At 67.9% G+C, this 23,881-nt stretch carries 23 protein-coding genes; 17 read left to right on the forward strand and 6 right to left on the reverse strand.

The annotated features are described in order from the left end of the window. Nucleotides 1-3: 3 nt before the first annotated feature. Nucleotides 4-1,122 carry a glycosyltransferase gene (locus tag ACZ7KI_RS19320; RefSeq protein ID WP_470274489.1) on the forward strand — a complete coding sequence of 373 codons (1,119 nt, stop codon included), beginning with the start codon at nt 4-6 and terminating at the stop codon, nt 1,120-1,122. Nucleotides 1,123-1,630: 508 nt separating this feature from the next. On the opposite strand, the gene ACZ7KI_RS19325 is transcribed toward ACZ7KI_RS19320, so the two are convergent. Then, on the reverse strand, nt 1,631-3,526 hold the full coding sequence (locus ACZ7KI_RS19325; RefSeq protein WP_470274490.1) for an FAD/NAD(P)-binding protein: 1,896 nt from the start codon (nt 3,524-3,526) through the stop codon (nt 1,631-1,633). 122 nt (nt 3,527-3,648) lie between these two features. Here ACZ7KI_RS19325 and ACZ7KI_RS19330 point away from each other — a divergent pair, with 122 nt between their 5' ends. The 4 genes from ACZ7KI_RS19330 to ACZ7KI_RS19345 all read left to right on the forward strand — a co-directional run bounded on the left by ACZ7KI_RS19330 (nt 3,649) and on the right by ACZ7KI_RS19345 (nt 8,148). Continuing rightward, the gene (locus ACZ7KI_RS19330) at nt 3,649-4,779 is read left to right on the forward strand and encodes an LLM class flavin-dependent oxidoreductase (RefSeq protein ID WP_470274491.1); all 1,131 of its coding nucleotides are present in this window, start codon (nt 3,649-3,651) and stop codon (nt 4,777-4,779) included. Then, nucleotides 4,772-5,233, forward strand: coding sequence for a GNAT family N-acetyltransferase (locus tag ACZ7KI_RS19335; protein WP_470274492.1), 462 nt, complete (start codon nt 4,772-4,774; stop codon nt 5,231-5,233). The genes ACZ7KI_RS19330 and ACZ7KI_RS19335 overlap by 8 nt, the downstream gene beginning before the upstream one ends. A 145-nt stretch (nt 5,234-5,378) precedes the next feature. Next, nucleotides 5,379-6,632, forward strand: a complete 1,254-nt coding sequence (locus ACZ7KI_RS19340) for an MFS transporter (protein WP_470274493.1) — start codon at nt 5,379-5,381, stop codon at nt 6,630-6,632. A 202-nt stretch (nt 6,633-6,834) separates the two neighbouring features. Beyond that, the gene (locus ACZ7KI_RS19345; protein ID WP_470274494.1) at nt 6,835-8,148 is read left to right on the forward strand and encodes a GGDEF domain-containing protein; all 1,314 of its coding nucleotides are present in this window, start codon (nt 6,835-6,837) and stop codon (nt 8,146-8,148) included. Here ACZ7KI_RS19345 and ACZ7KI_RS19350 read toward each other — a convergent pair. Beyond that, nucleotides 8,145-8,726 (reverse strand): TetR/AcrR family transcriptional regulator, encoded by a 582-nt coding sequence (locus ACZ7KI_RS19350; protein ID WP_470274632.1) that lies wholly within the window; start codon nt 8,724-8,726, stop codon nt 8,145-8,147. The genes ACZ7KI_RS19345 and ACZ7KI_RS19350 overlap by 4 nt on opposite strands. A gap of 134 nt (nt 8,727-8,860) precedes the next feature. Here ACZ7KI_RS19350 and ACZ7KI_RS19355 point away from each other — a divergent pair, with 134 nt between their 5' ends. Next, entirely contained in the window at nt 8,861-10,087 is a 1,227-nt protein-coding gene (locus ACZ7KI_RS19355; protein WP_470274495.1) for a lipase family protein, read from the forward strand. A gap of 68 nt (nt 10,088-10,155) precedes the next feature. Here the strand turns inward: ACZ7KI_RS19355 and ACZ7KI_RS19360 are convergent, their stop codons facing one another. Next, nucleotides 10,156-10,563: a DUF3151 domain-containing protein gene (locus ACZ7KI_RS19360; protein ID WP_470274496.1), complete on the reverse strand. Its 408-nt coding sequence runs from the start codon at nt 10,561-10,563 to the stop codon at nt 10,156-10,158. A gap of 232 nt (nt 10,564-10,795) precedes the next feature. Here ACZ7KI_RS19360 and ACZ7KI_RS19365 point away from each other — a divergent pair, with 232 nt between their 5' ends. Beyond that, nucleotides 10,796-12,013, forward strand: a complete 1,218-nt coding sequence (locus ACZ7KI_RS19365) for a hypothetical protein (RefSeq protein WP_470274497.1) — start codon at nt 10,796-10,798, stop codon at nt 12,011-12,013. A gap of 94 nt (nt 12,014-12,107) precedes the next feature. Here the strand turns inward: ACZ7KI_RS19365 and fbaA are convergent, their stop codons facing one another. Beyond that, on the reverse strand, nt 12,108-13,139 hold the full coding sequence (gene fbaA / locus ACZ7KI_RS19370; protein ID WP_005152430.1) for a class II fructose-bisphosphate aldolase: 1,032 nt from the start codon (nt 13,137-13,139) through the stop codon (nt 12,108-12,110). A gap of 83 nt (nt 13,140-13,222) precedes the next feature. After that, on the reverse strand, nt 13,223-14,044 hold the full coding sequence (locus ACZ7KI_RS19375; RefSeq protein ID WP_470274498.1) for an LLM class F420-dependent oxidoreductase: 822 nt from the start codon (nt 14,042-14,044) through the stop codon (nt 13,223-13,225). A gap of 50 nt (nt 14,045-14,094) precedes the next feature. Between ACZ7KI_RS19375 and ACZ7KI_RS19380 the strand changes: the two genes are divergently transcribed. The 6 genes from ACZ7KI_RS19380 to ACZ7KI_RS19405 all read left to right on the forward strand — a co-directional run bounded on the left by ACZ7KI_RS19380 (nt 14,095) and on the right by ACZ7KI_RS19405 (nt 19,942). Then, nucleotides 14,095-15,006, forward strand: coding sequence for an aldo/keto reductase (locus ACZ7KI_RS19380; protein WP_470274499.1), 912 nt, complete (start codon nt 14,095-14,097; stop codon nt 15,004-15,006). 147 nt (nt 15,007-15,153) lie between these two features. Beyond that, nucleotides 15,154-16,053 carry an SDR family oxidoreductase gene (locus tag ACZ7KI_RS19385; protein WP_470274500.1) on the forward strand — a complete coding sequence of 300 codons (900 nt, stop codon included), beginning with the start codon at nt 15,154-15,156 and terminating at the stop codon, nt 16,051-16,053. A 6-nt stretch (nt 16,054-16,059) separates the two neighbouring features. Beyond that, the gene (locus ACZ7KI_RS19390; RefSeq protein WP_470274501.1) at nt 16,060-16,533 is read left to right on the forward strand and encodes a pyridoxamine 5'-phosphate oxidase family protein; all 474 of its coding nucleotides are present in this window, start codon (nt 16,060-16,062) and stop codon (nt 16,531-16,533) included. A gap of 81 nt (nt 16,534-16,614) precedes the next feature. After that, complete coding sequence (locus tag ACZ7KI_RS19395; protein ID WP_470274502.1) at nt 16,615-18,087, forward strand: flavin-containing monooxygenase; 1,473 nt, start codon at nt 16,615-16,617, stop codon at nt 18,085-18,087. Continuing rightward, a complete protein-coding gene (locus tag ACZ7KI_RS19400; protein WP_470274503.1) occupies nt 18,084-18,950 on the forward strand; it encodes a metal-dependent hydrolase in 867 nt (288 codons plus the stop codon). The genes ACZ7KI_RS19395 and ACZ7KI_RS19400 overlap by 4 nt, the downstream gene beginning before the upstream one ends. Continuing rightward, nucleotides 18,947-19,942, forward strand: a complete 996-nt coding sequence (locus tag ACZ7KI_RS19405; protein ID WP_470274504.1) for a PDR/VanB family oxidoreductase — start codon at nt 18,947-18,949, stop codon at nt 19,940-19,942. Before ACZ7KI_RS19400 ends, ACZ7KI_RS19405 begins: the two co-directional genes overlap by 4 nt. Nucleotides 19,943-19,946: 4 nt before the next feature. Here the strand turns inward: ACZ7KI_RS19405 and ACZ7KI_RS19410 are convergent, their stop codons facing one another. Further along, a complete protein-coding gene (locus ACZ7KI_RS19410) occupies nt 19,947-20,231 on the reverse strand; it encodes a YciI family protein (protein WP_470274505.1) in 285 nt (94 codons plus the stop codon). A gap of 140 nt (nt 20,232-20,371) precedes the next feature. Here ACZ7KI_RS19410 and ACZ7KI_RS19415 point away from each other — a divergent pair, with 140 nt between their 5' ends. The 4 genes from ACZ7KI_RS19415 (at nt 20,372) to ACZ7KI_RS19430 (ending at nt 23,458) form a co-directional block, all read left to right on the forward strand. After that, nucleotides 20,372-20,947: a SigE family RNA polymerase sigma factor gene (locus tag ACZ7KI_RS19415; protein WP_061981841.1), complete on the forward strand. Its 576-nt coding sequence runs from the start codon at nt 20,372-20,374 to the stop codon at nt 20,945-20,947. 91 nt (nt 20,948-21,038) lie between these two features. Then, the gene (nagA, locus tag ACZ7KI_RS19420) at nt 21,039-22,241 is read left to right on the forward strand and encodes an N-acetylglucosamine-6-phosphate deacetylase (RefSeq protein ID WP_470274633.1); all 1,203 of its coding nucleotides are present in this window, start codon (nt 21,039-21,041) and stop codon (nt 22,239-22,241) included. Nucleotides 22,242-22,265: 24 nt separating this feature from the next. Then, complete coding sequence (locus tag ACZ7KI_RS19425) at nt 22,266-22,682, forward strand: hypothetical protein (RefSeq protein WP_470274506.1); 417 nt, start codon at nt 22,266-22,268, stop codon at nt 22,680-22,682. 53 nt (nt 22,683-22,735) lie between these two features. Then, nucleotides 22,736-23,458, forward strand: a complete 723-nt coding sequence (locus ACZ7KI_RS19430) for a DedA family protein (protein ID WP_470274507.1) — start codon at nt 22,736-22,738, stop codon at nt 23,456-23,458. Nucleotides 23,459-23,881: the final 423 nt, after the last annotated feature.

Genomic DNA, 23,881 nt, shown 5'->3' on the forward strand with positions numbered 1-23,881 from the left:
CACGTGCGCATCCTCTTCTCGTGCCGCCCGGCCTACGGCCACCTGTACCCGCTGATGCCGCTCGCGATCGCCGCCCGAGATGCGGGGCACGAGGTGGTCTTCGGTACCGGTGAAGCCTTCGTGGCCAAGGTCCGCGCGCTCGGCTTCGACACGCACAAGGTCGGCGAATCGATCCAAACCGCCAGTGACGAGGCGACCCGGAGACACGGTGAGAGCGACCCGATCGAGGTCGTCCTCGCCATGTTCGGCGAGATCCTGCCGCAGGCCACGATCGCCGACCTGACCCCGCTGCTCGCCGACCTGCGGCCGGATCTGGTCGTCTACGAAATGAGCGACATCGGCGCGGCCACCGCCGCCCGCCGGGCGGGGATCCCGGTGCTGTCCCACGTCATCGGCCGCTCGATGCCCGCCGAGCTGATGGCGGCCGCCGCCGACCGGCTCGCGCCGCTGTGGGACGGCGCGACCCCCGCGAACCTGATGCTGGGCGACGCCGGGATCGACCTGTGGCCGGACAGCCTCCGCGACGCGGAACTGGCGGGTATCCCCACGCTTTTCCGGCTGAGGCCGGTGCCCTGGAACGAACCCGGCACCCTTCCGTCGTGGCTCGACGGTCGCGACCGGCCGCTGGTGTACCTGACGCTGGGCACGGTCGCCTTCGGTGCCATGGACGTGCTGCGCGCGGCGATCGACGGCCTTTCCCGGCTGCCCGTGGACGTCCTGGTCGCCCGCGGCCCCGGCGACCCGGCCGACGTGGGCGAGGTACCCGCGAACGTCCACGTCACCGGCTTCGTGCCGCAGGCCGAAGTCCTGCCGCGGGCCGATCTCGTGGTGCACCACGGTGGCACCGGGACCGTACTCGGCTCGCTGTCGGCCGGGGTGCCGCAGCTGGTGCTGCCGCAGGGCGCGGATCAGTTCGTCAACGCCGAATCGCTGGAGGCGGCGAACGCCGGGCGAGCGCTGGTCGGCGACCAGATCACCGCGGACGCCGTCGAGGAGCGGGCCAAGACGCTCCTCGACGACCGGCGGGTGCGTGAGGTCGCGGCCAAGCTGCGGCACGAGATCGCCGCCATGCCGTCGCCCGCCGAGGTCGTGCGGAGGCTGGAGGAATTCGCCGCGCGCTAGGGAGCGGTAGGCCGGGTGGTCGTGAGTGATAAAGAGGGTTATTGAGGGGTAAGGCAAAGGTGGCGTGGTGGGTGGTAAGTCCGTGAAGGCCTCCTTGAGGGACTCTGGGTCCCTCAAGGAGGCCTTCACGGACTTCAAGACGGGACGTTGATGTCACAGCCGTCCCACTGTCACCAGGGATCACGCCTGACGGTAGTGAAGGGGGCCTTCACTACCGTCAGCGTAGGCAAGGAAGCCTTCACCACCAGGGAAACGCGTAGGCAGCAGCGACCACAGCCCGCGACACGACACGTTTGACTTTCCCCTCAATAACCCTCTTTGCCACTCACGACCCCCACGCGGAACCGTGCATGGCGTCATCAATCGGACACCGATTCTTCGAAAAGGCGTCCCTTGTGGACAGTCGCGCGACGCGCCCCGCCTCAGCGGGGAGCTCATCGCCTGCCGCCAGACAGCGAGCCGATCGCGCCACGTTTGCCTTACCCCTCAATAGAACCCTCATTGCCACTCAAGAGGCGGCGAGGCGCAAGATCTCCCGGGCGACGGAGTCGTTCTGCCGGAACGGAAGCGCGTTGGTCCGGGGGCGCGTGAACGCCCCGGCGGATCGCGCCGACGTATGCGGGCCGAGTGCGAACCGGCGTGGCTGCGGGCGGCCGTCGCGGTCCAGCATCCGGCCGTCGGAGAGCCGGGTGTGGATCCGGCCGGCGAGCAGCCTGTCGCCGGTGACCGGGTCGAGCACGGCCTCCTCGGCGAGCCCGCCGTCGTCACGCAACTGTCGCAAGAGGACATCGGACGCACGCGTGATGCTCGGTTCCGGCAGCCGCGCCTCGACGAACGTGCGCGCCTCGGTCTCGCCAGGGAAGCTCGCCCCGGAGGCGACGAACATCCGGCGCGCCTCGTCGGCCACCACTCGCATTTCGGCGCCCAGGAAGGAAACCAGTCCCGCTTCTTGCAGCGCGAGCAGTTCTTCGAGCCGTCGCGGCGGCGGACCGCTGGCGAAGTACGAGAAGAAGCCGAGGAACCAGCCGTCCAAATCGGACAGTTGAGACGCCGCGTCGAGTCGTCCGGTCTGCAGCAGCGCGGGCAACTGGCCCATCACCGACAACAACGCCATGAAAGCGCCCAGATCCGCGCTGTACTCGGCGTCCGCCCGGCGGCTCAGATCCGCTTCGACGTATTCGCGCAGTTCCTTGCCGTATTCCTCGGCGGTGCCGAACCGGACGCCCGCCATCGGCCGGTCGAGCCGGTCCAGATCGAGCCGATCGTCCGGCGCCGGGACCGCGCGCGCCACCAGCGCGCCGAGTTCGCCGGGCGCCGCGTCCGCGAAGGCGTCGGCGAAGACGGCGAAGTCCATGCGCACCCGTTCGGGATGGGCGGTGAACAGCTCGCTGTAGTAGGCCCAGGCGATCTCCTTCGAGATCAGCGGCCAGACGTCGCGGCGGAAGTCGAGCGGTCCGGGGACGGCGCAGAGCCTTTCGATGGCGTACGCGTCGAAGAATCTGGGCAGCTGCAACGGTTTCCCGCGCAGCCGGTAGCCGATCTTCGCGTGATACGGCACTCCGCGACGCGATCCGATGTGCAGCACGGGCTCGGCACCACTGGGGTGGTATTTCAGCCCACCGCACGCCTGTTCTTCGAACCGGCCGCCACGGCCTTCGGTCAGCAACAGCATCAGATCGACGAACGCCAGGCCGAAACCACGCACCAGCACGGTTTCCCCCGGTTCGATGGCCGAATAGTCGACGTCGGCGGTGTAGCCGGCCGGGTAGTACGCGAGGTCGTGGCGTGCGGCGAAGTCCACGAGTTCGGTTTCGCGCTCGTCCGGTTCGGCGTCGAGATGCCCGACGGTGAACAGCACCGCGTCCACTTCGAGGGGTTCCGCACGGTCCTCCAGCCACAGCGACTGCGGCTCGCCGTCGTCGAGCCGCACCGCTCGGGTCCGGTGCTCGACGACCTCGATCCCCGCCGGGAGCCCCGCGAGGACCTCACGGTGGAACCACGAGAGATAGGCGCTCTGCAGCCGTCGCGTCGGGAAGTGATCACTTTGCAGTGTCTCGAGTTCGGCGCGCAGGCTGTCGTCGATCCCGACGTCGAGCGCGCCCGCGCGGACCAGCCGCGCCCACTCGATCAGCGAAGGACCGGGCCGGATCGGACCGTCGATCTTCACCGTGTCGTCGGTGAAGACCGTGACGTCCTCGGGCATGGAGTTCATCCGCAGCAACGGCGACTGCTCGTACCGCCAGACCCGCCCGGCACCGGGCGGGAACGGATCGACGAGATGCACCACCAGGCGCCGCTCACCGAGCAGCTCGGCGGCGTTCGCGCCGAGCCGTTCGAGTACGCCCACCCCGCGCGGACCGGCGCCGACCACCGCGAGCACGTAGGGGAGGTCTGCGGTACTCACGAGGCCGAAGCTACGCCGCGAATCCGGTGCGTGCGCGCCTTCTCAAGGAGCGGAACTCGTTGCCACAGCTGGGAGAACTGGCGTACTCGTCGATCGGGGGAAGCCAACGAAAGGGACGGACGATGCCGGTCGAATTCCTGGGTATCGGAGGCACCAACGACGGTTCGGAGACGCATCCGCGGTCGGGAGCCGTCTTCGACAAGGACTACACCCTGCGCCTCGCGCGGGCGCACGAGGATTTCGGCTGGGATCGCGTGCTGTTCGCGTACGGCTCCAGCGGGCCGGACCCGGCGCAGGCGGCGGCGTACGTCGCGTCGAAGCTCGACGAACTCCAGATCCTGTTGGCGCACCGGCCGAACGTCTCGTATCCGACGTTCGCGGCGAAGACGTTCGCCACGCTGGACCAGCTCTCGGACGGCAGGCTCACCGTCCACTTCATCACCGGCGGCAGCGACCACGAACAGCAGCGCGAAGGCGACTACCTCACGAAGGACGAGCGTTATTCACGCACGCGTGAGTACATCCAGATCGTGAAGCAGGCGTGGACGTCCGAAGAGCCCTTCGACCACGAAGGCGAGCACTACCGTTTCGCCGACTTCGTCCTCGATGCCCGTCCAGTGCAGCAGCCGCGTCCAGGCGTGTCCTTCGGTGGCTCGTCTCCGGCGGCGTACGCGGCGGGCGGGGCCGAAGCGGACATCTTCTGCCTCTGGGGCGAGCCGCTCGCGCAGACCGCCGAGCAGATCGAGTCCGTCAAGGCCGCGGCGAAGGCGGCCGGGCGGACCGACGTCCCGCGGATCCAGGTCGCCTTCCGCCCGATCATCGCGCCGACCGAGGAACTCGCCTGGGAGAAGGCCTACCGCACGGTCGACGCCATCAAGGCCCGGACGAGTGGGGGCAAGCAGCTGACCAGACGGCATTCGCTCACGAACCCGGAGAACACCGGCTCGCGGCGGTTGCTCGCGGTCGCCGCCGAGGGCGAACGCTTCGACCGGGCGCTGTGGACCCCCACCGCGGCCGCGACCGGCGGCGCCGGGAACTCCAACGCGCTCGTCGGCACACCCGAGACCGTCGCGCAGGCCCTGCTCGACTACTACGACCTCGGCGTCGACATCCTCTCGGCGCGCGGCTACGACATGCTCGGCGACACGATCGACTTCGGTCGCCACGTCATCCCGATCGTGCGCGAAGAGGTCGCCAAGCGCGACGCCGCGAAGGCGGCTTCGGCGCGGGAAGTGCTCGCGGTCGATGGCTGAGTTCGAAATCAGGCCGTTCTCGGTCGGCGATCCCGAGGTCGAACCGCTGCTCGCCGAGCTCGCGGAGGAGTACTTCGACCGCTACGGCGACACCACGGAGATCAACCGCTACCCGGCCGAGTCGTTCACTCCACCGGATGGCGCATTACTCATCCTTTTGGCGGATGGCGTCAGCGTCGCCGGAGGCGCGTTCAAACGTTACGACGATCACACTGCGGAGTTGAAACGCGTTTGGACCCACTCCGCGCACCGGCGGCGCGGGTTCGCGCGGCTCATCGTCGCGGAGCTGGAATCCGAAGCCAAACGACGCGGCTACACCCGGATTTTCCTGACGACAGGCCCCAAACAGCCCGAAGCCGCTGGTCTGTACCGCAGTACCGGCTACCGGGACATCGCCACGGACGCGGTCGATCCCGGCGGGGTCGGGCTGTTGGCCTTCGAAAAAGATCTCTAACCACAGAAACCCGGCGAAAGAACCTAGCCAATCACCAACAGTCAGGAGACACTTACGTGAACGAATGACGCTTCGTGACGAGCTCGTGACCGCGTTACTCTCGGTCACGAGTTTGTCGCATCATAAGGACCCTATTGGGGGCAACATGGCTTCGGCCGGACGGGTCACTTACCGCGAGGTGTTCGGGGTAGCCGAGTTCCGTTCGCTCTGGTTCGCCGAACTCTTCTCGATCTTCGGCGATCAACTCGCCAGAGTCGCGCTCTCGGTCCTCGTCTTCACCGAAACCCGCTCGGCGACCCTGACCGGTCTCACCTACGCGCTGACGTACGCGCCTTCACTGCTCGGCGGCATCTTCCTCACCGGCTTCGCGGACCGCTTCCCCCGCCGGACCGTGATGGTGGTCGTGGACCTGCTGCGGGCGGCGCTGATCGCGCTGGTCGCCGTTCCGGTGCTGCCGTTCTGGGTGCTGTGCGTCCTCGTCGGCGCCGTCTCGCTGCTGAACCCGCCGTTCAAGGCCGCTCAGCTGGCGCTGCTGCCGCAGATCCTCAAGGGCGACCGATTCGTCGTCGGCATGGCGGTCCGCAGCATGACCGTCCAGTCGGCGCAGCTGGCGGGGTTCGCCGGCGGCGGTTTCCTGCTGACCGCGCTCGAACCCCATATCGCCCTCGCGCTGGACGCGATCACGTTCCTGATCTCGGCGCTGTTCGTCCGGCTCGGGCTGGCCGCCCGGCCCGCCGCGGCGACGGGCGAGAAGCGCAAGTCGTTCTTCGCGTCGATCGGCTCGGGCGGCAAGATCATCTTCGCCAGCTCGGGACTGCGCGCGTTGCTGCTGTTCACCTGGCTGATGGGCCTGCTGCCGGTGTACGAGGGCATCGCCGCGCCCTACGCCGAAGCCTCGGGCGGCGGTCCACAGGTCATCGGCCTGCTGCTGGCGGCCGATCCGCTCGGCAGTGTGATCGGCGCGTACATCTACTCGCGCTGGGTGCCGGCGCACATCCGGCCGAAACTGATCGGACCGCTTTCGGCGCTCACGGCGATCCCGCTGCTGCTGTGCTTCCTGCAGCCGGGCCCGGCGACGTCGATCGTGTTGTTCGTGGTCTGCGGTGGCTTCGGCACTGTCGCGCTCATGCAGGCGACGGCGTCACTGACGCTGGCGGTGCCGGACGAAAGCAGGGCTCAGGTGATGGGCCTTTCGAACACCGGTCTCACCACGACCATGGGCGTCAGCCCGCTGATCGGCGGCGTCCTCGCCGATCAGATCGGTCCGCCGTCGACGGTCGGCGTCTTCGGTCTTGCGGGATTGGTGCTGACGATTCCGCTCGCGCTGAGCTGGTGGCGGAACCTCACCAAGGACCCGGACAGATGGCAGGAAAAAGACGCCGCACGCGCGGAACATTGAGGTGTTCCACGCGCCGGCTCACTCGCGCGGCCGTTGGCCTGCGCCCCAGTTCACTGATCCCTACCGGCCATCGCTGGCACCTTTCCCTCGACCCTCTCAGAGAAAAGTACACACCTAGGGAGCTTGTCGACAGCCCGCAAGTCGGTGGAAGCTGTCGGTAAGTAGGGGGTTTCGGAGAATCACGCAAGAGTCAGGGGGAAAGATGATCACATCGGAGGAACGCGCTGGACATCGTTCGGCTCTCACGGTAGCGACGTGGGAGCTCTGGAAGAGGCCTGAACACTGGATCGCCTACACCGGGCTTTCCGTGGCGGCGATGCTGGCACTGACGGGGGTCTTCGCCGCATCCATTTCCATCACGTCTTCGCAGGTCCTGTTGTGTTTTCTGCTCGCGGGCCTCGCCATCGCGCACACCGAGGCGACCCGCCGGATCGAGCGGCAGCGGCGCAGCATGAGCGTCACCCCGCATATCAACATGACCTCGGTCTGGGTGCTGCCCGGCGCGATCCTGCTTCCGCCGCAGCTCACCGCGCTTCTCGTGGCCGTGATCTATCTGCACCTCGGATACCGCAGCTGGGCGGGTCTCCGGACGGTCAACCCGCACCGAACTGTGGCGAACGCCACATCGATGACGCTGACCGCGTTCGCCGCGTGGGCCGCCGTGCAGGTGGTCGGGGCCGCCCCGGAATCGGTGACGTCGATCTGCGCGGCCGGACTGGCGTTCTTCCTGATGAACGCCGTCTTCACCGGCACCGGCCTCTATTTCGCGGCGCCGGCGAAGGCTTCGGTACAGACTCTCCTCGGCTCTTGGGACGACAACATCCTGGAAGCCTCCACCGTCTGCATCGGCGCGCTGGTGCTCGCCGTGCTGCCGCATCAGCCGGTGCTCGTCCTGCTCGTCTTCCTGCCGCTGTACCTGCTGCAGCGTTCGGTGCTGATCAAGCAGCTCGAGCAGCTCGCCACCACCGACCAGAAGACCCAGCTGCTCAACGCCACCACCTGGCAGCAGGGCGCCGTCCGTGAGGTCGCCCGCGCCGAGCGCGAGAACGGCCAGTTCGGCGCGCTGATGATCGACCTCGACCACTTCAAGAGCATCAACGACACCTACGGCCACCTGGCGGGCGACGACGTGCTCAAGGGGGTCGCGGCGCTGGTCAAGGCCGAAACCCGGACGCAGGACCTCGCCGGCCGGTTCGGCGGGGAGGAGTTCGTCGTGCTCCTGACATCGTCGTCGAAGCAGGAATCCGTCGCGGTCGCCGAGCGCATCCGCCAGCGGATCAGCGAGATGGTGATCAAGACTCAGGACAACGAAGGCAACCACGTGGTCATCGAGCAGCGGACCGCTTCGGTCGGCGTCGCGACCTTCCCGCTCGACGGCAGGACGATCGAAGAGGTCATGGCTTCGGCGGACGCTTCCGTCTACGCGGCGAAACGCAACGGGCGCAACCGCGTCGTGTCCTCGCCGGATCTGACGGCGACCGTCGAAGAGCCCGCGCTGGAGGCCGTCGCGGCCTAGCGCAACCGTTCCATCACGTAGGCGGCCGTGGTCCGAAGACGGACCACGCCTCCGACGGTGAATTCGGCGAGCAGGTCGATGAGCGCGTCCGCGTCGGGCGGCTCACCGTCCCAGCTCGCCTGGACGAGCGCTTCGGTCATCGCGAAGAACAGGGTGACCAGCGCCTTGTCCGCGCGACCCGACTCGACGCCGTGGCTCGCCCAGCGCTGCCTGCTCGCCTCGGTGTAGACACCGGCGAGCCGCTCCCGCAGCCGCGTGAGGGCCGGATCGCCCATGCGTTCCGCCTCGCGCAGGACCGGGAACGCCTCGGGGTTCGCCGCGACGAAGGCGAACATGTTGGCGTAGTTGGCGCGCGCCCAAGCCCGGAGTTCGGGCTGCGAAGAGTCGAGGGCGGGCGCGCCGATCGCCTCGAAGGCGCGTTCCTCGATATCCGTCACGACCTGGGCGAACAGCGTCGTGCGATCGCCGAACTGCTCATAGACGGCCTGGCGCGATACGCCGGCCCGGCGGGCGATCTGCTCGATCGTCGCGGCCTGCGCGCCGTGCGCGGCGAAGACCCCGGCCGCCGAGCTCAGCACCCGTGCGCGCTGCTCGCCGATCGGGAGCTTGCGGGGCCGCCCTCTCGGCACAGGGCTTGACATCGTGCGCCACCTCACTGACTCTCTTTTTCGACACCTCTGTCGAAAATGTTTGTGCTCAACGAGGAGCAAGCATGCGTCCAGGATCCCGGCGCGGTGTGTCCGCCGCCGTCTCAGCGGCCACCGTCGCGGCACTGCTGACCTTCGGGGCACCGCAGGCCGTCGCCGCCCCGTCCTTCTACGATCCCCCGTCGCCGCTGCCAGCGGGTGCTCCCGGCGACATCATCCGGCACGAACCGTCCACTTTCTACGTCGATCCCGTGAAACTCATCAAGGCCGACGCCGACGTCCAGCGGATCATGTACCGCAGCACCGACACCCACGGCAGGCCCAACGCCGTCACCGGCACCGTCCTCACCCCGAAGAAGGCGTGGACCGGCCCCGGTGAGCGGCCGGTCGTCGGCTACGCGGCCGGAACGCAGGGCGTCGGCGACCAGTGCGCGCCGTCGAAGGCCCTTGCCGCGGGCATGGAGTACGAAGGGCCCTTCATCGCCGGGCTGCTGCTTCGTGGCTACGGCATCGTCGTCACCGACTACGAAGGCCTCGGCACTCCCGGCGTCCACACCTACGTCAACCGTGTCGCCGAGGGCAACGCCGTCCTCGACTCGATCCGCGCGGCACAGCGGCTGCCCGAAGCGAACCTTCCCGACAACGGCCCCGTCGCGACCGCGGGGTACTCGCAGGGCGGCGGAGCGTCGGCGTCGGCCGCCGAACTGCAGCCGTCGTACGCCCCCGAGCTCAAGCTGAAGGGCTCGTACGCGGGCGCGGTCCCGGCGGATCTGGCCGAAGTCGGCAAGAACATCGACGGGCACTACGCGTTCGGATTCCTCGGGTTCACGCTGGTCAGCATGGACGCGGCGTATCCGGAGCTGAACCTCCCGAACCTGCTCAACGCCAAGGGTAAGGAGGCGTTCGAGAAGGTCAAGCAGGAGTGCACGGCCGACGCGATCTTCGCGCACGCGTTCACCCAGTCGAAGGACCTGACCAACGACGGCAGGCCGCTGACCGCGTACCTCGGCGAGGAGCCGTACAAGACGCGGGTCGGCGAGCAGCTGATCGGGGCACGGAAGCCCGGTACGCCGACGCTGGTCGTCCACAGTGCACTCGACGACATCGTGCCCTACCCGCAGGGCCGGACCATGGCACGCTCGTGGTGTGCGAAGGGGGCGAAGGTGCAGTTCTCGACTTCGCTGGTTCCGACGCATGTCGGTGGGGCCATCCGGGCTTTCCCGGAGGCTTTCGCTTGGCTTGAAGGGCGCTTCGCGGGGCTGCCCGCTCCGGGGAACTGCGGGCTGTTCTAGGGGTCACCAAGTGCCATGAAAGGTCCTTTCCTTGCGAAATTTGCAAGGAAAGGACCTTTCATAGCGCGCTACTTGAGGCCGGTCGCTTCCGCGGCAGCCGGGTCCGAGTCGCTGAGGAAGGTCCTGCAGCGGTCGTACTCCTCGGTCTCGCCGATCTTGCCGGCGGCCTTGCCGAGGACGGCGAGGGAGCGCAGGAAGCCCTGGTTCGGGCGGTGTGCCCACGGCACCGGACCGTGTCCCTTCCAGCCCGCGCGGCGGAGCTGGTCGAGGCCGCGGTGGTAACCGGTGCGGGCGTACGCGTAGGCGGCGACGGTCTCACCGGCTTCGAGCGCCTTCTCGGCGAGCGAGGCCCACGCCTCGCTGTAGTCGGGGTGCTCGGCGGCGACGGCGGCCGGGTCGCTCCCGGCGTCCAGCGCCGCTTGCGCGGCGGTGTGCTCGGGAAGGTGCGTCGGCTGGGGGCCGAGGAGGTTCGTCATACCGGCCATTGTGCCGACAGCCTCCGCTTAGAAGAACAGGCTCCCGAGAATGCCCCCACCGGCGAGCACCAGAGCGGCGACGAGTACCGCCGCGACAAGTCGTTTCGGCATCATGGCGGCACACCTTGCCCTGCTTCGCACGCTGATCGCAAATCCGCCACCCCTACGGGTGAACCCCGATTTTCGACCCCGAATGCCCGTCCCGTGATCTGGAGCAGGGAAGATGTCCCGTATGACAAAGGCGACAGAAGTGACCGGGGACCTTTCGCCGGGTGTCATCCCCCGCAGCCCGATCGCGAAGACCAGGCTGTTCTTCAAGCTCCACTGGCACCGCGGCGCGCCGGGACAGGCGACGCCGGACTGGGTGCTGAACTTCTGCTACGGCATGTGGCTCGTCGCGTTCGCCTTCAAGCTGGTGGGCTCGTCCTGGGACATGTCGTGGCATTTCATGTGGCTCCGGGACGACCTCGCCCCGCCGCACCTGATCAACACCGTCGGCACGGTGATCATCATGGTGCTCGTCGCGATCCACAGCTACACCGGGCTGGGCGCCGACCGGCGTTCGCTGCGGCTGATGCAGATCGGGCTCGTGGTCTTCCTCATCGCGGCGCCGCTGGACGTCATCAACCACCGCGTCAACGGCCTCGACCTGACCGCGTGGAGCCCGTCGCACATGATGCTCTACATCGGCACGGGCATCATGCAGGCGGGCGTGATCATGGGCTGGCTGAAGTACGCCAAGCCCGGCCGGAGGCGTACCGGGGTCCTGCTCGGACTGTGGGCGTTCTTCCTGGAGAACACGTTCTTCCCGAACGGTCAGCAGGAGTACGGCATCCTCGGGCTGCGCGCCTGGGAGCGCGGCGCGCCCGAAGCCGAGCCTGAACTGCTGAGCTTCGCCGCGAACCAGATCGGCCACGCGGTCGACCGGGTGGCCGTCGAGCACTTCACGATGCCGATCGCCGACTGGGTCTACCCGCTGTGGGGTATCGGCGTGATGGCGCTGATCTTCGCGCTGGCGCGGTACACGACCGGTTTCCGCTGGGCGGGCACGACGGTCGCCGCCATCTACCTCGGCTACCGGCTGGTGATGTGGCCGCTGCTGCTCGGCATGGGCTTCCCGGTCTCGGTCGTGCCGTTCTACCTGCTCGCCGTCGGCCTCGCGGTGGACCTGGCGTTCCGCATCGGCCGTGATCATCCGCTGCTGACGGCGGGTGTCGGCGCGCTGCTGGTGACGGCCTTCGGCTACGGGATGCTGTGGGTGCAGTCGCAGTTCCGGCCGTGGCTGCTCGGCGACGCGCACACGGAATCGGCGCCGCCGGTCGCCTACTGGACGGCCGCGGTCTGCCTGGTCGGCGTCGGCGCGTTGTGGTCCGCCGCCGGGCCGGGAACGCGGGCGGTGAGCTCGCTACTGGCGAAGCGCCGCGAGAAGACGGCGCTCCCGGCCGATTGAGCCGCTGAGTACATGAAGGCCCCCTTCACCGCGCTAGACGCAATGAAGGGGGCCTTCACGTACTTCCGCATTTAGAGGACTAAATGCGTTCTGGTCAGGAGAGCTTGTTGCCCGCCGAACCCAGCGACTGCGCGGCCTCGACGATGCGCGCGGCCATACCGGCTTCAGCGGCCTTGAGGTAGCTACGCGGGTCGTAGACCTTCTTGTTGCCGACCTCGCCGTCGATCTTCAGCACACCGTCGTAGTTCTTGAAGAAGTGGTCCGCGATCGGGCGGGTGAAGGCGTACTGCGTGTCGGTGTCGACGTTCATCTTCACGACGCCGTAGGACACCGCCTCGCGGATCTCCTCCGGCAGCGAGCCGGAACCACCGTGGAAGACCAGCTCGAACGGCTTCGATCCGGCCGGGAGGCCGAGCTTCTTCGACGCCGCCTCCTGGCCGCCCTTGAGCACGTCCGGGCGCAGCTTCACGTTGCCGGGCTTGTAGACGCCGTGCACGTTGCCGAAGGTCGCGGCCAGCAGGTAGCGGCCGTTCTCGCCGGAGCCGAGCGCGTCGATCGTCTTCAGGAAGTCACCCTCGGCGGTGTACAGCTTCTCATTGATCTCGGCCTCGACGCCGTCTTCCTCGCCACCGACGACGCCGATCTCGACCTCGAGGATGATGTTCGCGGCCGCGGCCTTGGCGAGCAGTTCCTGCGCGATCTCGAGGTTCTCGTCGAGGTCGATCGCGGAGCCGTCCCACATGTGGCTCTGGAACAGCGGGTGCTGGCCGTTCTTGACCCGCTCGGCCGAGATCTCGATCAGCGGGCGGACGAAGCCGTCGAGCTTGTCCTTCGGGCAGTGGTCGGTGTGCAGCGCGACGTTCACGTCGTACTTGGCGGCGACGACCTGGGCGAACTCGGCGAGCGCGACCGAACCGGTCACCATGTCCTTGACCTTCTGGCCGGACGCGAACTCCGCGCCGCCGGTGGAGAACTGGATGATCCCGTCGCTCTCCGCCTCGGCGAACCCGCGGATCGCGGCGTTCAGGGTCTCCGACGAGGTCACGTTGATGGCCGGGTAGGCGAATTCGTTCGCCTTCGCCCGGTCGAGCATCTCCGCGTAGACCTCGGGGGTGGCGATGGGCATCGTTTACTCCTCCTCGAAGCAGGCTGGTGCACCTCTCGGCCGAATCGTACGAGGTCGGCCGGGAGGTGCCTACAGCCGTCGTATCAGAGAAGGACCTCGGCGAGCGCCCGGTAGGCCGGCAGAGGGTCGGAGTCCAGTACCTGGATGGTGACGTGGTCCGCCCCGGCCTCGATGTGGGCGCTGAGCCCGCGCCCGATCGTCTTCGCGTCGCCGTGCAGTGCCAGCGCGTCGACCACCCTGTCGCTGCCCTCACCCGCCAGGTCCTCGTCGGTGAAGCCGAGTTTGCGCAAGGCGTTCGTGTAGTTGACCAGGCCCAGGTAGAATTTGACGGTCTGCCGCCCGAGGGCCCGGGCCCGCTCCGGATCGGTGTCGAAGACGACCTTGTGCTCCGGCGCCAGCAGCGGGCCCTGGCCGAGGACCTCGCGCGCCTGGCGGGTGTGCTCGGGCGTCATCAGGTACGGGTGGGCACCGGCGGTGCGGTCGCCCGCCAGCTTGAGCACCTTCGGGCCGAGCGCGGCGAGCGCGCGGGCTTCGACCGGCACCCCGGCGGCGTCCAACGCGTCCAGGTACTCGACGAGCGCCCCGTACGGTTTGACGAACTTCTGATCCTGCTCGGGGTGGCCCGCCCCGACGCCGAGGAGGAAGCGGTCCGGATGCTTCGCGGCGACACGGTGGTACGACTTGGCGACGGTGGCGGCGTCGACTTGCCAGATGTTGATGATGCCGGTGGCGACGGTGATCGAAGTGGTCGCGTCGAGCAGCGCCTCGACGGCGTCGAGGTCGCCCGGAGGCGAACCGCCGAGCCAGATCGCGCCGTAGCCGAGCTTCTCCAGCTCGACCGCGATCTCCGGAGAGATCTTGCTCTCCAGCTGCCAGACACCGAACCTGCCGAGTTCAATTCCCATGACCCGAGCCAACGCCTGCCTCCGCCGATGTCTTCCCTTAAGTTCGAAGTATGGCGAAACTCGGCAGCACGGACCTCGACGTTCAAGGGATCAACCTCGGGGGGAACGTCTTCGGCTGGACCGCGGACGAGCAGCAGTCCTTCGCCGTCCTCGACGCCTACACGGCGGCGGGCGGCAACTTCATCGATACCGCGGACCTCTATTCGGGCGGCGGCTCCGAGACGATCATCGGCGACTGGCTGGCCAGGCGAGGCCGCCGCGACGACGTCGTCATCGCGACCAAGACCGGGATGTGGGAAGAACGGAAGGGGCTGTCGGCGGCGAACATCGCGGCGGCGGCCGAGGACTCGCTGCGACGGCTCCAGACCGATCACATCGACCTCTATTACGCGCACATCGACGATCCGGAGACCCCGATCGAAGAGACGCTGCGCGCCTTCGACAAGCTCGTGCGCGCGGGCAAGGTGCGCTACATCGCGGCGTCGAACTACTCCGCGGAACGACTGAGCGAAGCACTGTCCATTTCGGACCGTGAGGGCCTCGCGAAGTTCGTCGCGCTACAACCGCATTACAACCTCGTGGAGCGAGACTACGAACGCGATCTGGCGCCGACGGTCCAGCGCGAAGGCCTGACCGTCCTGCCATATTTCGCGCTGGCCAAGGGTTTCCTCGCCGGGAAGTACCGCTCGAAGGAGGACCTCGGCGATAGCCCCCGTGCCGCCCGCGCCTCGTCCTATTTGGACGAACGTGGCGAGCGGGTCCTGTCCGCGCTCGACGAGATCGCGGCCTCGCGTGGCGTCTCCGTCGCGGCGGTTTCGCTCGCGTGGCTGTTCGCCCAGCCGACCGTCACCGCGCCCATCGCGAGCGCCCGCTCGGTCGAGCAGCTGACCGATCTCCTGCCCGCCGCCGACCTCGCCCTGACCACCGAGGAGGTCGACGCTCTCACCGCCGCCTCGGCCTGAACCCCCGCGTTTCGTCCTCTGAATGCGGTAGTTCGCACTACCAACGACCGCAGCCAGAGGACGAAACGCGTACTTACTTGCGGGTAGCTTACTCCGGGTAGGTTGGGGTACCGTCCGAATGCCGTAGGGCTCGGACGAGGAGGCAACGTGGCCAAGAACAGCGTGAACGGCAAGGTCGTCCTGATCACCGGCGCCGCACGGGGGATCGGCGCGGGGCTCGCCGAACGCCTGGCCGCGCAGGGCGCGAAGGTCGCTTTGGTCGGCATCGAAGCGAAGGAACAGAAGGCGGTCGCCGAGAAGATCGGCCCCAGCGCCCACGCCTGGGAAGCCGACGTCACCAGCTGGGACGACCTCGAACGCGCCACCGCCGGCGTCGTCGAGCACTTCGGCGGCATCGACATCGTCATCGCGAACGCCGGTATCGCGACCTCCGGCTTCGTCCGGTCGGTGGACCCGGCCGCCTTCGAGAAGGTCATCGAGGTCGACCTGCTGGGCGTTTGGCGCACGTTCCGCGTCACCCTTCCGCATGTCATCGACCGCAAGGGCTACCTGCTCGCGATCTCCTCGCTGGCCGCGATCACCCACGCGCCCGGCATGGCCAACTACGCCGCCGCGAAGGCCGGTGTCGAGGCGTTCTGCAACAGCTTCCGCGCCGAAGTCGCCCACCTCGGCGTGAAGGTCGGCGTCGCGCACCCGACCTGGATCCGCACCGACCTCGTGGAGAGCGCCGACAAGCACCCGGTCTTCGGCAAGCTCCGCACCGGCATGCCGGGCCTGCTCGGCAAGACCTATCCGCTGTCCGTCGCGCTCGACCACCTGCAGGCCGGGATCAACAAACGCGCCCGCACCGTCCACGTGCCCCGCTGGGTCGGCGGCCTCAAGCTGATCCGCGCGTTCCTGCCGCCGATCATCGAGATCGGCGCGAGGGGCCGGATCAAGAAGGCCGACGCGGCCGCACTCGTGGACATCGAGCGGCGCGGCGCGTACGAATCTTCGATAACCGGCCAGGCGGGCCGGGCCGCCACAGCGTCGAAACCGAAGGGCTGACCACATATGTCCCGTCGCGACCAGATCCGCATGACATCCGACGAGCTCACCGCGTTCCTCGACGAGCAGAAGGTCATCAACGTCGCGACGATGGGCCCGAACGGCCGCCCACATCTGGCGCCGCTCTGGTACTACCCGCACGAAGCGGGCATCGCGACGTGGACCTACGGCTCGTCCCAGAAGGCGAAGAACCTGGAGCGCGATCCGCACGCCACCATGCTCATCGAGGACGGCGACAGCTACGACAAGCTCCGCGGGATCTCCCTCGAGGCCGACGTCGAGGTCGTCACCGATACGGCCGCGGTCACCCAGATGGGTATCCAGCTCATGCAGCGCTACGCGGGAGCGAAGCCGGGCGATCCGGTGCCCGACGAGCTCACGGGCTTCATCGGCAAGCAGGCCCCAAAGCGAATCGGGCTGATTTTCCGGCCGACCAAGATCGTGAGCTGGGATCACACGAAGCTCGGCGGGACGTACTGACAGGTAGGTAGTACTAGCAAGTAACTGTTACTTCCGGTAACGTCATCTGGGCCCGAACGCCTCGAAGTGGAGGATTGCCAGATGACCGAGCGATTCAAGGTCGTGATCGTGGGCACCGGGTTCTCCGGGCTCGGCCAGGCCATCCAGCTCGAAAAAGCCGGAATCTCCGACTACGTGATCCTGGAGAAGGCGGACGAAGTCGGCGGTACGTGGCGGGACAACTCGTACCCCGGCTGCGCCTGCGACGTGCAGTCCCACATGTACTCGTTCTCCTACGAGCAGAACCCGGACTGGTCGCGGTCGTTCTCACCGGCGCCGGAGATCTTCCAGTACCTCAAGGACGTCACCGACAAGTACCGGCTGCGCCGCAAGATCCGGTTCGGCGTCGAACTCACCGGCGCCACCTGGGACGACACCACGCGCCGCTGGCACGTCCACACGAAGTCGGGCAAGGACATCGAGGCCCAGTTCGTCGTCTCCGGCGTCGGCGGCCTGCACATCCCGCAGATCCCCACGCTGCCCGGGATCGAGAAGTTCAAGGGCCAGACCTGGCATTCCGCGCAGTGGAACCACGAATACGACCTGCGCGGCAAGAAGGTCGCCGTCGTCGGTACCGGCGCCAGCGCGGTCCAGTTCGTCCCGCGGATCGCCCCCGAGGTCGACGAGCTGACGCTGTTCCAGCGCACTCCGCCGTGGATCATGCCGAAGCCCGACCACGCCATGCCCGGCTGGGCCAAGGCCGCCTTCCGCCGTATCCCCGGTGTGCAGCGGCTTTACCGCAACGCGCTGTACTGGTTCCTCGAAGTGCGCGCCGTCGGCTTCAACGGCCACCCCGCGATCATGAAAGCGGGCGAGGTGATCGCGAAGCGCCACATCGGCAAGGCCATCAAGGATCCCCAGCTGCGCAAGAAGGTCACTCCCGACTACACCATGGGCTGCAAGCGGGTGCTGATCTCCAACGACTACTACCCGGCGATCAATCGGTCCAATGTGGACATCAACACCGATGGCGTTCGCGAGGTCAAGGCGCACAGCGTCGTCGACGGCAACGGCGTCGAGCACGAGGTCGACGCGATCGTCTACGGCACCGGGTTCAAGGTCACGGATGCCTTGGAATACCTGGACATCACCGGGATCGACGGCCGTGACCTCGCCAAGGAATGGGCGGCCGAGGGGATGCGCACGCACAAGGGCATCACCGTCTCCGGCTTCCCCAACCTGTTCTTCCTCCTCGGCCCGAACACCGCGCTGGGCCACAACTCCGTGGTGTTCATGATCGAATCGCAGGCGCGCTACGTCGTCGACGCGATCAAGCTCGCCGACTCGCGCGGCGCCGAGGCGCTCGACGTCCGCGCCGGTGTCCAGGAGAAGTTCCAGCGCGAGATCCAGGACAAGCTCGTCAAGGGCGTCTGGACCCAGGGTGGCTGCAAGAGCTGGTACCTCGACGCCAAGGGCGTCAACCGCACGATCTGGCCCGGGTTCACCTGGCGCTACTGGCTCGAAACCCGCAAGGTCGACCCGAGCGACTTCGAACTCAGCGGGCGCGCGTCATGACGGACCACGAGCAGATCGTCCTGCACGCACGCGACGTCAAGTTCGACTGGGGTTCGCTGCCGATGCACTGGATCCCCGGTGAACCGCAGGCGACGCATACGATCAACGTGCTGCATCTGGCGCTGCCGGAAGGCGAACGCTGGTTCGTCGAGGTGTTCAAGCAGGCCGTGCCGCTGATCCGCGACGAGCGGCTGAAGGAAGACGTCCTCGGTTTCATCGGCCAGGAGGCCATGCACGCCGAGGCGCATGACGGCGCCGCCGATCACCTCGAAGCGGCGGGCGTGCCCGTCCGGCCGTTCATCGCGCAGATGGAATGGATGTTCCGCCGCCTGCTCGGCGATCGCCCGCTGTCCGCCAAGCGGCGTGAGGAATGGCTGATCGAACGGCTCGCCATCGTCGCCGCGATCGAGCACTACACCGCGTTCCTCGGGCAGTGGATCCTCGACGCCGAAGCACTCGACGCCGCCGGTGCCCATCCGACGATGCTCGATCTCCTGCGCTGGCACGGCGCCGAAGAGGTCGAGCACCGCTCTGTCGCCTTCGACCTGTTCATGCACCTCGACGGTCGCTACGGCCGCCGCGTGCGCAGCATGCTCGTGGTGACTCCGGTACTCGCGTGGGTCTTCTTGCGGGGCACCAGGTTCCTGATGCGCAACGACCCGACCCGGCCGGGCAAGACGACTTTCCGCACCTATCTGCGCGTGGCGAAGCTCGGGCTCCTGCCGTCGGGAAGGCAGCTGCGGCGCGAAATCCTGCCTTACTTCCGGAAGTCCTATCACCCCACGGAAACCGGCGACACCGACCAGGCCGTCGCGTATCTCGCGAATTCCCCGGCCGCCCTGGCCGCCGACGAACCACGATGACGCGCCCGCTGCGGCTCGACGGCAGCGGGCGGACCGACCGCTTGATGGCGTCGCTGACCGGCGTCGTCGCGGTGTACCGCAGGCTCAGCGGAGTCAGCGGGCGCCGTCGTCCCCCGGTGCTCGCCGTCGACCGTGATCTCCCGCTGGTGGTCGACGACGTCCGCGCCGAAGCCGAAGGCGTCGTCAGCCTGCGGTTGGTGCACGAACGCGGCGAGGTTCTGCCGCGCTGGCGGCCCGGCGCGCACGTCGACCTCTCACCGCGGCCGGGGCTGGTCCGGCAGTACTCGCTGTGCGGCGACCCGGACGACCGCTCGGCCTACCGCGTCGGCGTCCGGTTGCTCGGCGAGGGATCCACGGCGGTGCACGGGTTGAAGAAGGGCGCGCGGATCACCGTGCGCGGACCGCGTAACGCTTTCCCCTTCGTCGCGAGCCCGGCCTACCTGTTCGTCGCGGGCGGCATCGGGATCACGCCGATCCTGCCGATGGTGCGGCAAGCCGCCGCCTCCGGCGCGGACTGGCGACTGGTCTACACCGGTCGCGACGAGGCTTCGATGCCGTTCCTGGAGGAATTGTCCGGGTTCGGCGACCGGGTCTGGATCCGGCCGGACACGGACTACGGGATGCCCGCTTCCGGCGCCGAACTTCTCGAAGGGGCGCCGGAAGGTGCGCCGATCTACTGCTGCGGGCCGGTTCCGATGATCGTCGGCGTCCGCGCGGACGCGGCATTGCGCACGTCCGGTCCGGTGTTCTTCGAGCGGTTCTCGACGCCGCCGATCGTCGGTGGCAAGCCGTTCCAGGTCACCTTGGCCCGCAGCGGCGTGACGCTGGACGTGCCCGCCGACCGGACGACGCTCGACGTCCTGCGCGAAACCGTGCCCGGTATCGCGTATTCGTGCCGTCAGGGGTTCTGCGGGACCTGCGAGCTGCCGACGGTGACCGGCGATCTCGTCCGGGTCTGCGTCGACCGCGAACCGGTCACCCTCGACCTCTGAGCCGTCAGGATTTCTGGGGAATCCAGGAACCGATCACCGGCTTGAACTCGCGCACGGACCGCTCCGCGACGACACCTTCGAGGTGGTAGGGATCCTGGTCGATGATCTCCAGCAGCGCCGCCTCGTCCGCCGCCTGGTACATCGAGATGCCGCCGGAGCCGTCGCCCAGCGGGCCACCGAGCGCGACGACGCCCTCCTCGGCGAGGCGGGAAAGGAATTCCCGGTGCCGGGGACGCACGTCCGCCAGCTTCTCTTGCACGTACGTGATCTCCACCAGGAACCAGGCCATCGACATCTCCAAGGTCGTTCCAACAGACGGCCCCAGCTTCTCAGGATCCGATCAGGCAGGACTCCCGCCCCACCCGATACGCTGATCGTGCGCCACGCACAGGTTGTGCTTCAAAGGGGTAAATGAACAGGTAGGGGTACATGCTCGAGGGCAACGCGGAACGCAGTGTCGAGGTGACCCTCGGCCATCTGCGCACCATGGACGGACCGGTCACGCCACCGCCGCCTGCGGCACCACTGACCCTTGAGGATCTCTATCGCCAGCATCGGATGCGACTCGTCCGGCTGGCCATCCTGCTCGTGGACGAACCGGCCACCGCCGAGGACGTCGTGCAGGAGGCGTTCACCGGGCTGCATCGCAACTGGGGACGCCTACGCGACGCCGCCGCGGCCGTCGGATACCTGCGCACCGCCGTGGTCAACGGATCACGCAGCGTGCTGCGCCGCCGCAAGACCGCTCGCGAGTACGTCGCGCCGCACGCGGTCAACGCGCGTTCGGCCGAAAGCCTCGCCATGCTGTCGAGTGAACATCAGGCCGTGGTGAGCGCTTTGTCCAAACTGCCCCCGCGTCAGCGTGAAGTTCTGGTACTCCGTTACTACGGTGGGCTGAGTGAGGCCGAAATCTCGGAGGCCGCCGGGATTTCGAAAGGTACCGTTAAGTCAACCGCCAGCCGGGCGCTGGAGGCACTGCAGAAAGCGATGCAGTCGCCGAACTGACACCCGGCCCCAATCTCGAGCGCTGGGTTGTGCCGCCATGCTTGGTCCAGACCAATATATGCTGGGGGGCGTGAGAGGCGCCGGAGATTTCGTGATCGTGGGCGGCCGGGTCGTCGCCCCGGACCGTGTACTCGACGACGGCTGGCTGGCTATCGCCGGCGGCAAGATCGTCCAAGTCGGGTCCGGGACACCCCCGGACATCGACCGCGTGGACGTCGACGGGTGCCTGGTCGTGCCCGGCTTCGTCGACACCCACTGCCATGGCGGTGGGGGCGGGTCGTTTTCCAGCGCGAACCCCGAGGAGCTGTACCGCGCCGTCCGCGCGCATCGGCGACACGGGACCACGACCATGCTCGGCAGTCTCGTCTCGGACCCCATTCCGGTGCTCCGCGACCAGATCGCGGCCCTTCGGGAGCTGGTCCAAGAGGGTGAACTTGCCGGCATTCACCTCGAAGGCCCCTTCATCTCGAAGGCGCGCTGCGGGGCACATGATCCGGCGACGCTGATCGAACCGGACACGGCGACGGTCAACGCGCTGCTCACCGCGGGCCGCGGTGACATCCGGATGGTCACCCTCGCCCCCGAACTACACGGTGGGATCAAGGCAGTCCGGCAACTGGCCGAATCGGGCGTCATCGCCGCCATCGGGCACACCGACGGTGTCGAAGACCAGATCGTCCCGGCGATCGACGCCGGCGCCTCCGTCGCGACGCACCTCTTCAACGCCATGCGCCCGCTCCACCACCGCGAGCCGGGTCCGATCGGCGCGCTCCTCGACGACGAGCGGATCACCGTGGAGCTGATCTGCGACCTCGTCCACGTGCACCCGACGGTGCTGCGGCTGGCCGCGCACCACGCGGGCAAGGGCCGGACGGTGCTCATCACCGACGCCATGTCGGCCACCGACGCCGCCGACGGCAGCTACATCCTCGGCCGTCTCGAGGTCGACGTCCGCGACGGCGTCGCGACGCTGGCCGGGAACGGCTCACTGGCAGGCAGCACGCTGACCATGGACGCGGCCTTCCGCAACCTGGTCCGCGGCGCGGGTATCGACCTGCTCGACGCCGTCCGCGCGACCTCCGGCAGGCCCGCCGAACTGCTCGGCATCGCCGACCGGACCGGGTCGCTGCGCGCCGGGCTCGCGGCCGACGTCGTGGTGCTCGACCGCGACCTGCGACCGGCCAAGGTGCTGCGCCAGGGCGAATGGGTCAAGGACGAGGCGGCGGCTACATTGAGCGCGACGGCCCCGCTGAGCGGCGCGGTCGAAGGCGGTGTGTCGGTCAGCGACGGGTAGCGGCGAGAGGAGCAAGGACGGCGGATGAGCGAGCCCAAGGACCCGGAGAAGCTCTTGGCCGACGCCTTGCGCGCTCAAGCCGTCTTCGCGCCTTCCGCGGAGCGGATCGCCGAGGCCTCCACCGAGAAACCGGTCGAATCGGACACCGAGAGTAATTCGGGCACCGCTGAGGTCGCGGCCGCGACCGAGCCCTCTCCGGCTCCGGGGGAGGGCGAGCTGCCGCTGCAATACGGGCTGCTTTCCGGTGCCGGCGCCGACTCGCTCGAACGCGAGCGCGTCGCGCTGGAGGACGCGGAAACAGCCAGGTTGGCGGAGCGGCCGACGCCCCCTCCGGCCCCTTCGCTCGGCAGTGCGCCGTTGCCCGCGTACTGGGTGCTGCTGCTCGCGGTGCTGCTGGGACTGGCCGCCGGTTCGGTGATCGGGCTGCTCACGCTGATCTGAGCCGCCTTCCCCGTCGGGTCAGGCCACGCAGCGTCACCCTGTACCGTTTTGGTGTGATCCTGGCGCAGAACAACGTGACGACGATGGGGCTCCTGCCCGAGTGGCTGGACCCGATGCACCTGCTGAGCGGGCTGACCGTCCCGGTCATCACGGTGCTCTGCCTGATCATCTTCATCGAGAGCAGCGTCTTCCCGGTGCTGCCCGGTGACTCCCTGCTGTTCACCGCGGGCCTGCTGATCGCATCCGACAAGATCGAGGCCCCGCTCTGGCTGGTCTGCGTCCTGGTCACGGTCGCGGCGCTGCTCGGAAACCTGCTCGGCTACGGCCTCGGCTGGAAGGTCGGCCCCTGGCTGTTCCGCAAGCCGGACTCCAAGTTCTTCAACAAGAAGTACGTCGACCAGACCCACGCCTTCCTGGAGAAGCACGGGCCGAAGGCGGTCGTGCTGGCGCGGTTCGTGCCGTTCGTGCGGACGTTCATCACCTGGATCGCGGGCATCGGCAAGATGGACCCGAAGAAGTACTTCACCTACACCGTCATCGGCGGCATCCTGTGGGCAGCCGGGATCACCGCGCTCGGCCACCTGCTCGGCGACATCCCGTTCATCCGCGACAACATCGACGCGATCTTCATCCTGATCGTGCTGGTGTCGGTGGTGCCGATCGTGCTCGAGTACCTGAAGTCGCGCCGCGAGAAGAAGCACGGCGCCACCGCGACCGGCATCGTCGCCGACACCGCCGAGGACATCACGCAGCAGATCCCGCGGATCCGCGACTGACCCAGGCAGTAGTGAAGGCCTCCTTCCTTACCCTGAAGGCAAGGCCCCGGCAAAGTCGCGGTCTTGCAGGTCAGGCGACTATTCCTGCACTGTCACGGGCCGCGCACCAGTGGCGGAGCTTGATTCTGGATGCTGCAGGGCTGCAGGTGCGGTTTCGGAGGAATGGTGTGAGTGGCGATTCGGGTGAGGGCCACTTGCTGTCTTAGGTACCTACCATCGGGCGACACGCGTGATCCGACGGAGGGCACGCGTGAGTGAACGGAGAACACCCGACGAAACCTGCCGCTCCCGCGTGTCATCCACCCAGTCACACGTGTCCTCCGTCGGATCACACGCGCCATCCATCCAGCCACGCGAAACCACCCACTCGGCCCCGGTCGTGAGTGGCGATTCGGGCTAGAACACGAAACGCCACTCACGACC

It is taken from the genome of Amycolatopsis sp. NPDC039088 (assembly GCF_055598845.1).

Excerpts from the sequence above, each read along its gene's own strand:
- ACZ7KI_RS19345 (WP_470274494.1), top strand. The coding sequence starts at position 6,835 with ATGATCACATCGGAGGAACGCGCTGGACATCGTTCGGCTCTCACGGTA.
- ACZ7KI_RS19405 (WP_470274504.1), top strand. The coding sequence starts at position 18,947 with ATGACGCGCCCGCTGCGGCTCGACGGCAGCGGGCGGACCGACCGCTTG.
- ACZ7KI_RS19375 (WP_470274498.1), bottom strand. The coding sequence starts at position 14,044 with ATGGGAATTGAACTCGGCAGGTTCGGTGTCTGGCAGCTGGAGAGCAAG.
- ACZ7KI_RS19390 (WP_470274501.1), top strand. The coding sequence starts at position 16,060 with ATGTCCCGTCGCGACCAGATCCGCATGACATCCGACGAGCTCACCGCG.
- ACZ7KI_RS19400 (WP_470274503.1), top strand. The coding sequence starts at position 18,084 with ATGACGGACCACGAGCAGATCGTCCTGCACGCACGCGACGTCAAGTTC.
- ACZ7KI_RS19330 (WP_470274491.1), top strand. The coding sequence starts at position 3,649 with ATGCCGGTCGAATTCCTGGGTATCGGAGGCACCAACGACGGTTCGGAG.
- fbaA (WP_005152430.1), bottom strand. The coding sequence starts at position 13,139 with ATGCCCATCGCCACCCCCGAGGTCTACGCGGAGATGCTCGACCGGGCG.
- ACZ7KI_RS19340 (WP_470274493.1), top strand. The coding sequence starts at position 5,379 with ATGGCTTCGGCCGGACGGGTCACTTACCGCGAGGTGTTCGGGGTAGCC.
- ACZ7KI_RS19335 (WP_470274492.1), top strand. The coding sequence starts at position 4,772 with ATGGCTGAGTTCGAAATCAGGCCGTTCTCGGTCGGCGATCCCGAGGTC.
- ACZ7KI_RS19410 (WP_470274505.1), bottom strand. The coding sequence starts at position 20,231 with ATGGCCTGGTTCCTGGTGGAGATCACGTACGTGCAAGAGAAGCTGGCG.
- ACZ7KI_RS19365 (WP_470274497.1), top strand. The coding sequence starts at position 10,796 with ATGACAAAGGCGACAGAAGTGACCGGGGACCTTTCGCCGGGTGTCATC.
- ACZ7KI_RS19395 (WP_470274502.1), top strand. The coding sequence starts at position 16,615 with ATGACCGAGCGATTCAAGGTCGTGATCGTGGGCACCGGGTTCTCCGGG.
- ACZ7KI_RS19360 (WP_470274496.1), bottom strand. The coding sequence starts at position 10,563 with ATGACGAACCTCCTCGGCCCCCAGCCGACGCACCTTCCCGAGCACACC.
- ACZ7KI_RS19380 (WP_470274499.1), top strand. The coding sequence starts at position 14,095 with ATGGCGAAACTCGGCAGCACGGACCTCGACGTTCAAGGGATCAACCTC.
- ACZ7KI_RS19355 (WP_470274495.1), top strand. The coding sequence starts at position 8,861 with ATGCGTCCAGGATCCCGGCGCGGTGTGTCCGCCGCCGTCTCAGCGGCC.
- ACZ7KI_RS19415 (WP_061981841.1), top strand. The coding sequence starts at position 20,372 with ATGCTCGAGGGCAACGCGGAACGCAGTGTCGAGGTGACCCTCGGCCAT.
- ACZ7KI_RS19425 (WP_470274506.1), top strand. The coding sequence starts at position 22,266 with ATGAGCGAGCCCAAGGACCCGGAGAAGCTCTTGGCCGACGCCTTGCGC.